The organism is Nocardia ninae NBRC 108245, assembly GCF_007990755.1.
Lineage (GTDB): Bacteria > Actinomycetota > Actinomycetes > Mycobacteriales > Mycobacteriaceae > Nocardia > Nocardia ninae.
In genome coordinates this window covers 53,123-69,519 of the sequence record NZ_BJXA01000006.1, presented here as the reverse complement: position 1 = coordinate 69,519, position 16,397 = coordinate 53,123, and the positions used below count along the sequence as shown (strand labels likewise).

At 68.5% G+C, this 16,397-nt stretch carries 4 protein-coding genes; all 4 read left to right on the top strand.

Annotated features, from left to right (window positions below):
- Nucleotides 1-74: 74 nt before the first annotated feature.
- The 4 genes from NN4_RS45990 to NN4_RS07025 are packed head-to-tail and all read left to right on the top strand — an operon-like array spanning nucleotide 75 to nucleotide 16,298.
- Complete coding sequence (locus NN4_RS45990; protein ID WP_147129153.1) at nucleotides 75-13,664, top strand: non-ribosomal peptide synthetase; 13,590 nt, start codon at nucleotides 75-77, stop codon at nucleotides 13,662-13,664.
- Complete coding sequence (locus tag NN4_RS07035; protein ID WP_147129152.1) at nucleotides 13,661-14,665, top strand: ATP-binding cassette domain-containing protein; 1,005 nt, start codon at nucleotides 13,661-13,663, stop codon at nucleotides 14,663-14,665. Before NN4_RS45990 ends, NN4_RS07035 begins: the two co-directional genes overlap by 4 nt.
- The gene (locus NN4_RS07030; protein WP_147129151.1) at nucleotides 14,662-15,480 is read left to right on the top strand and encodes an ABC-2 transporter permease; all 819 of its coding nucleotides are present in this window, start codon (nucleotides 14,662-14,664) and stop codon (nucleotides 15,478-15,480) included. The genes NN4_RS07035 and NN4_RS07030 overlap by 4 nt, the downstream gene beginning before the upstream one ends.
- Nucleotides 15,480-16,298, top strand: a complete 819-nt coding sequence (locus tag NN4_RS07025) for an ABC transporter permease (RefSeq protein WP_147129150.1) — start codon at nucleotides 15,480-15,482, stop codon at nucleotides 16,296-16,298. Before NN4_RS07030 ends, NN4_RS07025 begins: the two co-directional genes overlap by 1 nt.
- Nucleotides 16,299-16,397 lie beyond the last annotated feature (99 nt).

The window sequence follows — 16,397 nt, the reverse complement described above, 5'->3', positions numbered from 1 at the left end:
TACTACCACTACCGCGGTGGCTCAGCGGCGGTCACTCCGCGGCAGCTGCGGGCGGTAAAAACGTAGGACTATTCATGCAACAGCCTCTCCCCTCGCCCACCGAATCCGGCAGCGCTCTGCCCATCGACGCCCGCGCCCTGCCCATCGACGCCTTCGAGCTGTCCGCGGCGCAACGCGGCATCTGGTTCGCCCAGCACATCGCCGGCGACACTCCGATCTCCATCGCCCAGTACGTCGAGTTGAGCGGACCGATCGACCTGGACCGGCTCGCCGATGCGGCGCGCCAGGCGGGCCGCGAGTTCGGCACCGGGTATCTGCGGCTCGTCGAGGTCGACGGCCATCCGTACCAGTTCGTGGACACCACCCTCGACGACACCCTGGACACCCTGGATCTGCGCGGTGACCGTGATCCGGTGGCCGCCGCGCACGCGTGGATGCGGGCCGAATACGACGCTCCGCTCGACCTGACCCGCGACCGGTTGGTACGCGTCGTCATGCTGCGGGTCGCCGAGGACCGCTGGTACTGGTACTCCCGGATCCATCACATCGTGCTGGACGGCATGGGCGCGCTGACCATGGTGCAGCGCACCGGGGAGCTCTACAACGCGGCGATCGAGGGCAAGGAGCCGCCCGCCGCGAAGGCCGAGGATCTGCGCCGGATCGTCGAGGCCGATGCGGCGTACCGCAGTTCGGATCGGTTCGGCACCGACCGCGAGTACTGGCTCGAGCATCTGCACGGGATGGCCGACCCGGTGAGTCTCGCCGGTCGCACCGCCGCTGTCGACGCGCATCCGAGTCGCGTCGCGGGTGCGCTGCCCGCGGCGACCACCGCGCTGATCGACGACGTCGCGAAGGCGGCCTCCTCCGGTGTCGCGCCGACGGTGGTCGCCGCATTCGGGGCGTATCTCGCCGCGATGACCGGTGCACCCGAAGTTGTGCTGAGCCTGCCTGTTTCGGCGCGCACCACGGCGGTACTGCGCCGGTCCGGCGGGATGATCGCCAATGTCGTTCCGCTGCGGTTGACCATGACGCCGACCACCACGGTCGGCGATGTCATCCGGGCGGCCCAGGGTGAGCTGACGGGGGCGCTGCGGCGGCAGCGTTACCGCCAAGAGGACATCTTCCGGGATCTGGGCTGGCCGATGGACGAGACCGCGTCGTTCGGGCCCTCGGTGAATTTGATGATGGTGGACACCAGGATTCAGCTCGGTGCGGTCACCGGCCGCTTGCACGTGCTGACGTCCGGGTTGATCGATGATCTGTTCGTCAACGTATATCCGGGCGTGGGCGGCGAGAGCACCCACATCGACTTCCAGGCCAACGGAAACCTCTACACCGACGCGGAATTGGCGGCGCACCATCGCCGGTTCCTGCTGTTTCTGCACGAATTCCTCGCTGCGGGAACGGAAGCCGCGCTGTCGACGGTGCCGGTGGTGTCCGACGACGAGCGGGCCGAGCTGATGCCCGCCCGCGGGCCCGCCGGGGTCACGCCTCGCACCCTGCCGGAAATCCTCGCGGCCGGTGCGGCACTCGATCCCGATGCGGTGGCGATCCGAGCCGGGGCTACCGCATTGACCTACCGTCAGGTCGACGAGTACACGAACCAGCTGGCCAGGGTGCTCATCACGAACGGCGCCGGACCGGAACGCGCCGTGGCGATCTCGATCCCCCGCTCGGCAGAGTCGGTGCTGGCGATGATCGCGGTGGCCAAGACCGGTGCGGCGTTCGTGCCGATCGATCCGACCTATCCCGCCGACCGGATCGAGCACATGGTCGGCGACAGCGGCGTGGTCGCCGGGGTGACCGTCGCGGCCGCCCGGAAGTCGTTGCCGGAGCGGGTGACCTGGCTGATCCTCGATGACGAGGCGACCACTCGCAGCGTGCGCGAGCAGGAAACGACGGCCGTCACCGTCGCCATGCATCTCGATCAGGTCGCGTACGTCATCTACACCTCGGGATCGACCGGATTGCCCAAAGGCGTGCTGGTTTCGCATCGCGGATTGGCCAACCTCGCGACCGGTTCCGGAGCCGGATTCGGCGTGACCGCCGATTCCGTGGTGGCGCATGCGGTCTCGCCGAGCTTCGACATTTCGGTCGAAGAGATACTGGTGACCTTGGCCTGCGGCGCCGCGCTGGCCGTCGTGCCGCCCGCCGCGTACGCGGGCGAGGAGATGGCCGAAGTGCTGCGCAGCCATCGCGTCACCCATCTCAATGTCACACCGACAGTTGTGGGATCGCTCGATCCGGCGGCCCTGCCGGAGCTGCGCACCGTGATCGTCGGCGGCGATGCCTGCCCGCCCGAGCTGGTGGCCAAGTGGTCCGGTCGCACCCTGCTGAACGGGTATGGCCCGACCGAAGCCACGGTGACCGCGACGTTGAGCGAAGGGCTCGTCCCTGGCGCACCGGTCACTATCGGCCGTCTGGTGCCCGGTGTCGAGGCTGTGGTGCTCGACCCGTGGTTGCGGCCGGTACCACTCGGCACCATCGGTGAGCTCTATTTGGCTGGTGCCGGACTCGCGCGGGGCTACCACCGGCGCAATGGGCTCACCGCGGAGCGTTTCGTGGCGAACCCCTATGCAGCCGGGGCGCGCATGTACCGCACCGGCGACCTGGTGCGCTGGCGCAGTCACGGCGGCCGCCTCGAGCTGGAGTACCAGGGACGCAGTGACTTCCAGGTCAAGGTCCGCGGCTTCCGCATCGAGCTCGGGGAGATCGATGCCGCGCTGCAACGGCATCCGGATGTCGACTTCGCGATCACGGTCGGGGCCGAGACGGGATCCGGTGCCACCGCGCTCGTTTCATACGTACTGCCGAAGCCTGACGCCGAGGTACATCCCGAGGCGCTGAAAGCAGCTGCCGGAGAGACTCTTCCGGCATACATGGTGCCTGCGGTGGTGATGGTGCTGGACAGCATCCCGCTCACACCGCTCGGCAAGGTGGACCGCAAAGCCCTGCCCACACCGGATTTCGGGGCGCGGGAGATCGTCAGCCGCGCGCCGTCCACCCCGCGCGAAGAGGCGCTGGCCGCGCTGTTCGCCGAGGTACTCGGGTTGGAGTCGGTCGGGGTCGACGAGAGCTTCTTCGCGCTCGGCGGGGACAGCATCGTGTCCATCCAGCTGGTGTCGCGGGCCAAAGCCGCGGGAATCGGGCTCAGTGCGCGGGATGTGTTCGAGCGCAAGACCGTTGCCGCGCTGGCCGCCGTCGCCACCGAGGTGCAGGCGCAGGTGGTGCACGAGCTGCCCGGCGGCGGGGTCGGCGCGGTCGCGCTCACGCCGATCGTGCACGCCATGCTGGATCAGGGCGACAGCTGGCGACGATTCGCTCAGGCGGTGCTCGTCGGACTGCCCGCCGGGTTCGAGCGGACTCGCCTCGTCACGGCGGTGCAGGCGCTGCTCGACCAGCACGATCTGCTGCGCTCGTCGCTGCGGCACACCGCGGGGAACTGGGAATGGGTGGTGGCCGAGCGTGGTTCGGTGGCTGCCGAATCTTTGGTGGATGTCGTCGCGGCCGGACCGGATATCGAGGAAACGTACGAGCGCGAGTTGCAGCGCGCCGCCGATCTGCTCGATCCCGCCGCAGGGATCGTCGCCCGCTTCGTGCTGATCGAGCACAGCGCTGCGGAGCCCGTGCTCTGGCTGGTGCTGCACCACCTGGTGACCGATGGGGTCTCCTGGCGCATCCTGCTGCCCGATCTGGCCACCGCCGCGCTGGGCGGCACCCTCGCACCGGTCGGCACCTCGTTCCGGCGCTGGGCCCACGGCCAGGTGGCTCAGGCGGGCGAACGGGCCGCCGAATTGCCGCTCTGGCAACGCATCCTGGCGACCCCCGATGCCGCGCTCGGTTCGGATATTCTGGACCCGGCCGTCGATGTCGTCGCGACCATGGCGCACCGGCAGACCGTCGTCACGCCCGATATCGCGCACACCGTGCTCAGCACGGCACCCGATCGATTCCATTGCAGCGCAGACGATGTGCTGCTCGCCGCGCTCGCCATGGCGATCGGGCGGTGGCGCGAGCGGACCGCGACGCTGTTCACCCTGGAAGGGCACGGACGGACGGAGGCGATCCTGCCCGGCGCCGATGTCGCGCGCACGGTGGGCTGGTTCACCAGCGTGTATCCGGTGGCCGTCGATCTGACCGGGATCGATCTCGCCGACGCGTTCACCGGTGGCGCCGCGGCGGGCACCGCCATCAAGACCACCAAGGAACAGCTGCGGGCGGTACCGGACAAGGGTGTCGGCTTCGGCATGCTGCGCTACCTCACCGACGACACCGCCGCCGTCCTCGCCGAAGGGCGCACGCCGCAGATCAGTTTCAACTACCTGGGCCGGGCGACCACCGGCGCCGACACCGGACCCTGGCTGCCGCAACGCTTCGCGGCCACCCAGGACGATCGGGCGCCGCTGGCCGCCGTCGTCGATATCAACGCGGTACTCACCGACACCGGCTTGGAAGTGACCTGGGCGTACGCATCTCGGCTGCTCGACGCGGCCGACGTCGAGCAGCTCGCCGAGCTCTGGACCGAAGCACTGCGAGCACTCGCGGCGCATGCCGAGTCCGCAGGCTCGGGCGGGCGCACACCGTCCGACTTCGAACTCGTCCCGATGACTCAGTCGCAGATCGACACCTGGGAACGCGACTATCCGAATCTCACCGACGTGTGGCCGCTCTCGCCGCTGCAATACGGCCTGCTGTTCCACGCACTCTACGACTCCGATACCGCCGACGGTTACACGGTGCAGTCGCTGCTCACCCTCGCAGGCACCGTCGACGCGACCCGGTTGCGGACCGCCGCACAGGCTTTGGTGGCTCGGCACGAGAACTTGCGGGTCGCCTACGTGGAAACCGACGACGGTCCACGCCAGCTCGTCCTGGCCGACGCCGAAATACAGTGGCAGGAAGTAGATCTGGCCGGCATCGACGATGCGGAGCTGCGGCAGCGCGAACTCGACCGGGTGATCGCGCTGGACGCCCGCACCCGCTTCGAGCTGACCCGGCCGCCGCTGGTGCGCTTCACGCTGATCCGCACCGCCGCCGACGCTTACCGATTCGTGCTCACCAATCACCATCTGGTGCTGGACGGTTGGTCGACGCCGCTGCTGGTGCGCGAGCTGCTCGCGCTCTACGTCACCGCGGGTCACGTCTCGGCCCTGCCACCTACGCACTCCTATCGCGAATTCCTGTCCTGGCTGGACGAGCGGGACGACGCCGAATCGATTGCCGCGTGGCGGGAATCGCTCGCCGGCATCGATACGCCCACCCGCGCGGTGCCGACCTTGGCGGGCATCGAATCGACCGAGACCGGCATGCTGTCCACCGAGCTGTCCGCCGCCACCGTCGCCCGCTTGGAAGCGACCGCTCGCGAATCCGGCGCCACGGTCAACACTCTCGTGCAGGCGAGCTGGGCGATGCTGCTCGCCATGCGCACCGGCCGCACCGACGTGGTGTTCGGCGGCACGGTCTCCGGTCGGCCGCCGGAGCTGGCCGGTGTCGAAGAGATGGTCGGCCTGTTCATCAATACTTTGCCGGTGCGGGTGCGCCTGGATCCGGCGGAGAAGGTGGTCGACCTGCTCGCCCGCCTGCAAGCCGAGCAGGCGCGGCTGATGGATCATCAGCATGTCGGACTGGCCGCCATCCATCAGGCCGTCGGCCTCGCCGAATTGTTCGACACCCTCACCGTTTTCGAGTCCTACCCGATCGACCGGGAGGCGCTGTCGCAGGCGCTGGACATCGCGGGCATGCGGGTGCTCGACGTCGAAGGCACCGACGCGACGCCATACCCGTTGAACCTCATGGTCATTCCGCTGCGCGGCCCGGACGGTCGCGACACCTTGCGCGTCAGCCTGAAATTCATGGCCGATCAGCTCGATGCCGCGGACGCGCGACCGCTGCTGGATCGCTTCGTCCGGTTGCTCACCCAACTCGCCGACAATCCGCGCGCCTTGGTCTCGCAGGTGCAGTACTGCGACGACGCCGAACGTGCCGCGCTGCTGCCGGTGCGGGGGCCGGAGTCGCTGCCCGTGCGCACGCTGCCCGACATCCTCGCCGCCGGTGCGGCCATCGACGGCGATGCCATCGCGGTCAGCGCGGGCGAGCTCACCATGTCCTATGGCGAGCTCGACGCCTGGTCGAACCGGTTCGCGCGGCTGCTGCTGAGCCGGGGCGTCGGGCGGGAGGTGTTCGTCGTGCTCGCGCTCACCCGCTCGCTGGAGTCGGTGGTCGCGGTGTGGGCGCTGGCCAAGTCGGGCGCGGCGTTCGCGCCACTGGACCCGCACTATCCGGTCGAGCGGATCGAGCACATGCTCACCGACTCGAAGGCGCCCATCGGCGTGACGGTCACCGCGACCGGTGAGACGCTGCCGGGCAGCATCGACTGGCTGCTGCTCGACGACCTCAACACCATCCGCCGGGTGATGACGGTGTCTGCCGATCCGATCACCGACGAGGAGCGCGGCGGCCCGATCGATGTCGATCAGACCGCCTACCTGATCTATACCTCCGGTTCCACCGGCAAGCCCAAAGCCGTGCTGCTCAGCCATCGGGGTATCGCGAATCTGGTCGCCACCCAACGGGACTCGCTCGCGTTGGATCCGACGGCGAGTGCGTTGCAGGTGGCGTCGCCGAGCTTCGATGCTTCGGTGTTCGAACTGCTGACCGCGCATGGCTCGGGTGCCAGGTTGGTCGTATCCCCGCCGGATGTCTACGGCGGTAGCGAACTCGAACAACTGCTGCGTATCGAGCGGGTCACCCACGCGGTGATCACGCCGTCCGCGCTGGCCACCATGGACCCGACCGATCTCGACCACCTGCGGGTGCTCTCGGTCGCCGGAGAGGCGGCCACGCCCGAGCTGATCGAGCGCTGGTCCGCCGGGCGGCGGATGGTGAACCTTTACGGTCCGACGGAGTTCAGCATCTGGGCCACCGGTCCCGCGGAACTCGTTGCGGGCGAGCCGATCACCATCGGCGGTCCGATCCGCGGCGCGGCGAACATGGTGCTGGACACCTGGCTGCGGCCGGTGCCCGTGGGGGTCGCCGGCGAGCTCTACTTGGCCGGACCTGCCCTTGCCCGCGGTTACTTCAACCGGTTCGAGATGACCGCGAGTCGCTTCGTCGCCGATCCGTTCGGCGAGCCGGGCGAGCGGATGTACCGGACCGGCGACATGGTGAGCTGGGTGGTCGGCCGCGATGGCGGTTACGAGCTGGAGTACCTGGGGCGCAGCGACTTCCAGGTCAAGATTCGCGGTCTGCGCATCGAGCTCGGTGAGATCGACGCGGTGCTCTCGCGTGACGAGCAGGTCGAGTATGCGGTGACGATCGGGCGGACCGGGCCGGCGGGCGCGACCGTGCTGGTGTCGTATGTGCTGCCCGCCGAGGGGGTCGAACTGGATACCGAGCGATTGCGCGTCCAGGTGGCCGCCGAGCTGCCCGGGTATATGGTGCCCGGCTATCTCGTCGTGCTGGACTCGATTCCGTTGACGCCGGTCGGCAAGCTGGACCGCAAAGCCCTTCCCGTGCCCGACTTCTCGGACACCAACCGGCCCTACCTCGCGCCGCGCACACCGGTCGAGCAGGCGGTGGCCGAGGTGTTCGGTGACGTGCTCGGCCGCGAGCGGGTCGGTGTCGACCAATCGTTCTTCGAGCTCGGCGGCAACTCGCTCAGCGCGACCAAAGTTGTCGCCCGGGTCAATTCGGCGCTGGGTTCGACGATCGCACTGCGTGACCTGTTCGACGCGCCCACCGTCGCCCAACTGTCCGGGCGCGTGGTCCCGGCGACCGACGGCAAGCCCGGCCGCTTCGCGCTCGCACCGCGGATCCGGCCGGACCGCATCCCATTGTCCCCCGCGCAGCAGCGGATGTGGGTGCTCAACCGGCTCGACCCCACCTCGTCGGCGTACAACATCGCGGTCGCGCTGCGGCTGACCGGCATGCTCGACGTGGACGCCATGCGGTCGGCCCTCGCCGACGTCGTCGACCGGCACGAAAGCCTGCGCACGATCTACCCGGCCGACTCGGATGGCCCCCGACAAGTAGTGATGAGCACCGAGATGGCCGCTCCTGCAATGACATTGGTCGATAGCGAAGACGGCGCGCCGCTGCGCGCGCGAATCAACGCATTGGCAGGCAATGGATTCGACATCGCCAAGGAGCCGCCACTGCGCGTCGGGTTGTTCCGGATCGTCACGGCGGACGCAGACAGCGCAAATTCCGCCCCGGCCTCGGCCAGCACGTTCGCGGGTTCCGCACCGATGGCGTCAAGTCCTTCCGCAGACGGCACTCCGGTCACGCCCGGTCCCTCGGCAGGCGCCGCACCGGTGACGTCCAGCCCGTCGGCGGGCGGCTCACCCGTGCCGTCCGGCCCATCCGCAGGCGTTCCACCCATCACGCCCAGCCCATCGGCAGGCGGCCCAGCCGTGGCGTCCAGCCCCTCCGCAGGCGGCGCACCAGTCACTTCCAGCCCATCAGCGGGCGTTCCACCGGTGACCTCCAGCCCATCGTCGGGCACCCCACCGGTATCGTCGGGCCACTCGATGGCCACAGCTCCGGTGGCAACCGACCACTCCCCCGGTACCAATACTCCTGCCGTGCACATCGTCGTCCTGGTGGTGCACCACATCAGCGCGGATGGCGCGTCCATGGCACCGCTGGCGGCCGATCTGGTCGCCGCGTATTCGGAGCGGGTCAGTGGCGCGGAGACGACCAGGGTTCCGATGGGCGTGCAGTACGCCGATTTCGCGCTGTGGCATCGCGAACTGCTCGGTAGTGAGTCGGATCCGGACTCGATGGCGGCGCGGCAGCTGCGGTTCTGGAACGACACGCTTACCGGGGCGCCGGATGTGCTGGAGTTGCCCAGCGATCGGCCGCGACCTGCGGTGCAGACCATGCGTAGTGCCGACGTCGAGTTCACCATCGACGACGAATTGCACCGCACCCTGGTCGAATTCGCGGCGGCGCACAATGTCAGCCTGTTCATGGTCGTGCACGCGGCGCTCGCGGTGCTGCTGGCGCGGCTCGGCGGTACCGACGATGTGGTGATCGGCACGCCGGTCGCCGGGCGCGGGGAGCAAGCGCTGGACGAGTTGGTCGGGATGTTCGTCAATACCCTGGCGCTGCGCACACCGGTCGACCCGGGCGCCGGCTTCGGCGACTTCCTGACCGCGGTGCGCGCCGTGGATCTGGATGCGTTCGCGAATGCCGACGTGCCGTTCGAGCGCCTTGTGCAGGTGTTGAATCCGACCCGCTCGACGGCGCATCATCCCTTGTTCCAGGTGTCGCTGACGTTGCAGAACTTCGTCGAGCCGGTGCTGGAGCTGCCAGGACTGCGGTTCGAGGTGGAGGACTTCGACCGGCGCACTTCACAATTCGATCTGACCCTCGATCTGCGCGAGCGCTTCGGCGAGACGGGTCCGGCCGGACTGTCCGGGGTGCTGACCTACGCAACGGACCTGTTCGACGCGGCAACGGTAGCGGCGTTCGCCACTCGATGGCGGCGCGTACTCGCGACCGTGCTGGCCGAGCCGGACACAAGGCTCGCCGATATCGACATCCTCGACGATACCGAACGCGCCACCCTGGTGCCGGTGCGCGGACCCGAGAGTGCCGGGACGGCAACGCTTCCCGAGCTACTCGCACGGACAATGGACCGGCACCTGGACCGGCCCGCCGTGGTCGCCGCCGGACACACCACGACCTATCGGGAACTCGACGCACACACCAACCGACTGGCCCGCCTGCTGCTGGAAGCCGACGTGGGCGCGGAATCCGTAGTCGCCCTCGGCCTTCCCCGTTCGGCCGAACTGCTGACCGGCATGTGGGCGGCGGCGAAGGTCGGCGCGGCCTTCCTGCCGGTCGACCCGAAGCATCCGGTGGAGCGCATCGACCACATGCTCACCGATTCCCAGGCCCGCGTGGGTCTCACGGTGGCCGCCTACCGGCCGCTGCTGCCGGACAGCACGCACTGGCTGGTGCTGGACGATGTGGACCTGGTCGGCCGCTGGTGCCAGGCGAGTGCGAGTCCGCTGGACGACGGAGATCTGCCGAGCCCGATCCGGCCGGACAACCCGGCGTGGATGATCTACACCTCCGGTTCGACGGGGACACCGAAGGGCGTCTCGGTGTCGCATCGCGGCCTCACCGACTTGATGGTCGCGCAACGTGAGTCGCTCGGACTCGATGAGCACTCCCGGGTATTGCAGGTGGCTTCACCGAGTTTCGACGCGTCGGTCTTCGAGGCGCTCATGGCCTTCGGCTCCGGCGGCGCCTCGGTGGTCGCGCCACCAGAAGTATTCGGTGGCAGCGCGCTCGCCGAACTGATTGCGGCAGAGCAGGTCACCCACATGGTGATCACACCGTCGGCGCTGGCCACCCTCGATCCCGGCGAGGTATCGAGTGTGCGGGTGCTCGCGGTGGCGGGTGAGGCGGTCGGCACCGAACTGGTCGAGCGTTGGGCCGCCGATCGCACCATGGTCAACCTGTACGGGCCGACCGAATTCACCATCTGGGCAACGGGTTCCGCGCCACTGGTAGTCGGCGAGCCGGTGTCCATCGGCACGCCGGTGCGCGGGGCCGCCACCCTGGTCCTCGACGATCGGCTGCGTCCGGTGCCGGTCGGCGTCGCGGGTGAGCTGTACCTGGCCGGACCCGCCTTGGCCCGCGGTTACCACGCTCGACCCGGTTTGACGGCGGGCCGCTTCATCGCCGATCCGTTCGGCGAAGCGGGCGAGCGGATGTACCGTACCGGCGACCTGGTCCGCTGGACGCGGACCACCTCGGGCTTGATGTTGGAGTACCTCGGCCGCACCGACTTCCAGGTCAAGGTGCGTGGTCAACGCATCGAACTCGGCGAGATCGACGCGGTGCTCGGCCGGGTCGACGGTGTCGATTTCGCGGTGACGCTCGGTGTCCCCGGCCCGACCGGTGCGACCGCGCTGGCTGCGTATCTGGTGCATACGCCGGGCGTCGAGCTCGATCTCGCGCAGGTCCGGGCCGTCGCCGCCGACACGCTGCCCGCCTACATGGTTCCGTCCGCCTTTGTTGTGCTGGATGCGATCCCGCTTACCGCGGTCGGCAAGCTCGACCGAAAGGCGCTGCCCGCACCGGAGTTCACGGCCGATCGCACCGAGTACCGTGCGCCGTCCACGCCGACCGAGGAGACCTTGTCCGGGATCTTCGCCGAGCTGCTCGGGCTCGACAAGGTCGGCGCCGACGACTCGTTCTTCGCGCTCGGCGGCGACAGCATCCTCGCCATCCAACTCGTCTCCCGCGCAAAGCAACACGGCGTGCACTGCACACCGCTGCAGGTGTTCGAGCACCGGACTGTGGCCGCACTGGCCGCGGCGGCCGACGCCGCGGGCGCGGTAGTCATACTGGACGAGCTGCCCGGTGGCGGTGTGGGCGAGCTGCCGTTGACGCCGATCGTGCGCTACATGCTCGAACGGGGCGGCGACTACCGCCGCTTCGCACAGACGGCGGTGCTGGAGCTGCCCGTCGGCATCGATCGAGCGCAGATCGTCGCCACGCTGGCGGCGGTGGTCGACCGGCACGACATGCTGCGTGCCCGGCTTTCCCCGGACGAGCACGGTGCGCCGTGCCTGCGGGTCGGCGAAGTCGGATCGGTCGAGGTGGACGCGCTCGTGCACCGCATCGAGTTCGACGCCGCCGCCGACTCGGTCGAGCTGCGCGAATACGCGGTGACCGAGCTGGATGCCGCGATGAACCGGCTCGATACGGCCGACGGTGTTGTGCTCCAGTTCATTTGGCTCGACCCGGTGGGCGATGGCGGAACCCGCACGCGCGCCGGACGTTTGATCGTCGTGGCACACCATCTCGTCATCGACGGTGTCTCCTGGCGCATCCTGGTGCCGGACTTGGCCGCCGCGTGGGCGCAGGTGTCGGTCGGCAACACCCCGGTGCTCGCCGAGACCGGTACGTCGATGCGGCGGTGGGCGCATGCCCTGGTCGACGAGGCGCACACGGACAAGCGGGTTTCCGAGCTCGGCTACTGGCAGGACGTCATCACCGGCGCCGATCCGCTGATCGGTTCCCGCCCGCTGGACCCCGCCGTCGACCAGGCGCACACGTTGCGCATGCTCGACCGCGAGGTCCCCCCGCAGGTCACCAACGCGCTGCTCACCACATTGCCCGGGTTGTTCCAGGGCGGGGTGAACGACGGGCTGCTCGCCACGTTGGCGATTGCGCTGGTGCGCTGGCGGTCTCGTGCCGCCGGAACCGCCGAGGCACTGATTCGGCTCGAAGGACATGGCAGGCAAGAGGAAGTGATCCCCGGTGCCGATCTGTCCCGCACGATCGGCTGGTTCACCAGCATCTATCCCGTCCGGCTGAGCCTGGATGGCATCGACCTCGACGACGTGCTCGCCGGTGGTGCGGCGATGGGCACGGCTATCCGCGCAGTGAAGCATCAGCTGCTGGCGGTGCCGGACAAGGGCATCGGCTTCGGACTGTTGCGCTACCTTAATCCGGCTACGGCCGAACAACTTCCGGCTGGACTGCCGGGCCAGGTCAGCTTCAACTACCTCGGCCGGTACTCGACCGGTGACATCCCCGCCGGGCTCGAAGGACTCGGCTGGCTGCCCACCGACGAACTCGGCGACCTACACGCCACCGAACACCCCACTGTGCCACTGCAATCGGCGATCGACGTGAACGCCGTGGTGGTCGGTGACCGGTTGCAGGCGAGCTTCGGCTTCCCCGCAGAGCTCTTGTCGCAGGACGAGGTCGCCGAGTTGGCCGATTTGTGGGTCGAGACGCTGCGTGCCGCCGCCGAATTCGCGCAATCCCCCGCCGCACGCACCGCGGCGGACGACGAGACCGCCGCCATCGCCGCGCAAGCCGCGGCACAGATCACCACGGCGGCACCCACCGGGCTCGGTCTGGACGTGGTGCTGCCGATCCGCCCCGACGGCGCCGAACCCGCATTGTTCTGCATCCACCCGTCCTCCGGGATGTCTTGGACCTATTTGGGATTGGCGGACGCGCTGCGGCCGGGCAGGCCGATCTACGGTCTGCAAGCGCCCGATCTCGGCGGCCACGAACCACCGGCCCGCTCGATCGAGGAGTTCGCCGACCGGTACGTGCGCGAGATCCGCGCCATCCAACCGAGCGGCCCGTACCACCTGCTCGGCTGGTCGTTCGGCGGACTCATCGCGCACGCCATCGCGGCCGAGCTGCAACAGGCGGGCGAGACCGTCGGCGTTGTCGCCCTGCTGGACGCCGACACCGCCGATATCGACGGCGACAGCATCGAACGGCTCAGCGCCGGCGCGTTCGTCAACTCCTTCGGCTCGGTCTTCGGCATCGACGACGTTCCCGCCGAGGCGACCGCACAGGAGGCCGCCGACCTGATTCGGGAACGGCTGGGCGGTGTTTCGCTCATCGACGCGGACACCATCGAGCGGATGGCCGCCTCCTACAACGCGTCGGCGCGGACCCGCACCGGCTATCGACGACCGGTATACGACGGCGACATCGTGTATTTCAGCGCGACCGTCGATACCTCCGACATCTTCGGTCCGGACGGCTGGCGGCCGTACGTGACCGGTGAGATCAGCAACCACGACGTCGAGGTCACCCACGACGAACTGACCGCACCGCACGTGCTGGCGATCATCGCGCGCGTGCTCGACGAACATCTGGGAGGCCGAGGATGAACCCCGAACAAGGAGTCGTCGTCGAAGGAATCGAGAAGTCCTTCGGCGCCGTAAAAGCTTTGCGTGGCGTCGATTTCGTCGCCGATCCGGGCGAGGTGCTCGGTATCCTCGGCCCGAACGGCGCCGGGAAGACGACCATGGTGAACGTCCTGTCGACGCTCATCACCCCGGATCGGGGACGCGCGGTGGTCGCCGGGCACGACGTGGTCGCCGACCCGGCGGCGGTGCGCCGGTCCATCATGCTGACCGGGCAGTACGCCGCCCTCGACGACATGCTCAGCGGTTACGAGAATCTGGTGATGTTCGGCAGGCTGATGGGTTTGCGCAAGCGCGCCGCCCGGGCCAGGGCGGACGAACTGCTCGCCGAGTTCGATCTCGTGGGCGCGGCGGGCCGCCGGGTCGGCACGTACTCGGGCGGCATGCGGCGGCGCATCGACATCGCGTGCGGGCTCGTTGTTCGCCCGGATGTGGTGTTCCTGGACGAGCCGACCACCGGCCTGGATCCACGTAGCAGACAAGGGGTTTGGGATCTGGTGACCAGCTTCAAGAAGGCGGGCATCACCACCCTGCTCACCACACAGTACCTGGAGGAAGCGGACGCGCTCAGCGACCGGATCATCGTGATCGACCACGGTGTGGTGATCGCGCAGGGCACCGCCGACGAGCTGAAGTCCAGGACCGGTGGAAGTTACTGCGAGGTGGTGCCGCTGGATCTCAAAGATCTGCCGGTCATCGCCGATGCACTCGGTTCGCTACTGCCGGAGGACATTCGGGCCGCGATGACGCCGGACTCGGACCGGATCGCGATCCCGGCGCCGGACGGTGCGAAGACCCTCGCGGAAGCGTTGCGCCGCCTCGACGGCGCGGACGTCGAACTGGTCGATATCGCGCTGCGCAGGCCGTCGCTCGATGATGTGTTCCTCCAGCTGACCGGTCATCTGGCCTCCACTGATGGAGCCGACGCCGACATGAAAGCTGTTGATGCGGAGCGGGTCTCATGACCGCAGGCACCTGGCTGACGCAGACCCGGGCCACGCCGGCGCGGGCACAGCAGTGGTGGGTGCTGACGACGCGACTGATCGTGCCGTCGGTGAAAACCGGTGAGGTGCTCGCCTCGATCCTGGCACCCGCGGCCTTCACGGCCAGCTTCTACATTCCACTGAAGACGGTGATGACCTTCGCGGGCACCGGATTCAGCAGCTATGCCCAGTTCATGATGCCCATCGTGGTGTTGCAGGCCGCCGCGTTCACGGCCATCTCGGCCGCGTTCCGGGCGGCGACCGACTCGGTTGCGGGGCTCAATCGACGCTTCGGGTCCATGCCGGTCGGGCCGCTGGTGCCCGTTGCCGCGCGCATGTCCGGCAATCTGTTCCGGCTGGCGATCGCGCTGGTCACCGCGGTTATCTGCGGTCATGTGATCGGCTTCCGGTTCCGTCTCGACACCGTGCACACCATCGGCTTCCTGCTGTTCGCAATGCTCGTCGGGCTCGCGCTGATGCTCGGCGCCGACGTGATCGGCACGGTGTCGCGCAGTCCGGAGGCGACGACCCAGGCGTTGGTGTTGCCGCCGTTGATCTTCGGCATGCTGTCGACGGGATTGGCTCCGGCCCATCAGTTTCCGGCCTGGGTGCAGCCCTTCGTGCGCAACCAGCCGGTGTCCCAATTCGCGATCGGGTTGCGCGCGCTGGCCGGTGACACGGTGGGCAACGCCGGCCAGGTGACCTGGTCGTTGATGGGGCCGCCGCTGGCGTGGGCGATCGCCATTCTCGCCCTGTGCATTCCGCTGACCATCCGACTGAGTTCGAGGAGGGCGTGATGACGCTGCTGGCTCAACCCACCACAGATACCCGCACCGGTTCGGAGGTGTCGGTCGCGTCCTTGGTGCAGCACACCATGATTCAGACCCAGCGGTTACTGCTGCGCTGGACGCGCAATCCGATCACCCTGCTGGAAACCCTGATCATCCCGTGCCTGCTGCTGATCATGCTGGAGACCGTCATCGGCGGCCAGATCCGTAAGTTCACCGGGGAGAGCGCACTCTTCGGTTCGGTACCGATGGTCACCCTCGTCGGTGCGCTGTCCGGCGCGGTCGCCGGTGGTGTCCTGCTCGGCCGCGAGCGGGACGCAGGTCTGCTCGCCCGGTTCTGGGTACTGCCGGTACACCGCGCATCCGGCCTCGCCTCCCGCATCCTCGCCGAGGGATGCCGCATCTTCGCAGGGACCCTCGCCATCATCCTCGTCGGCTACCTGCTCGGCTTCCGCTTCCACCAGGGCATCCTCGCGACGCTCGTATTCCTGCTCATCCCAGTACTTTTCGGGCTGGCCTTCGCCACCGTCGTCACTGCCGTGGCCGTCTTCACCGCCAAAGCCACCCTGGTGGAAGCCATCACCATCCTCACCTCCCTGATGATGTTCTTCAGCACCGGCTTCGTCCCCCTCGCCGCCTACCCCCAATGGATCCAACCCATAGTCCGCAACCAACCCATGTCCGTCGCCGTAGACGCCATGAAAGCCCTAGCCCTCGAAGGCCCCCTCGCCCGCCCCCTCACCCTCACCCTGCTCTGGTCCCTCGGCGCCATCCTCCTCTTCGCCATCCCCGCCACCATCGGCTACCGCCGGGCCAGTAGGCGCTGACACTGCCGCGATAACTCGACCGGCTACACAGCAGAGTCCCAGCGGGCACGCAGGCAGACCCGAGGTGGCGTTCCTATCGTCGGTGGAATGATCCGAAGG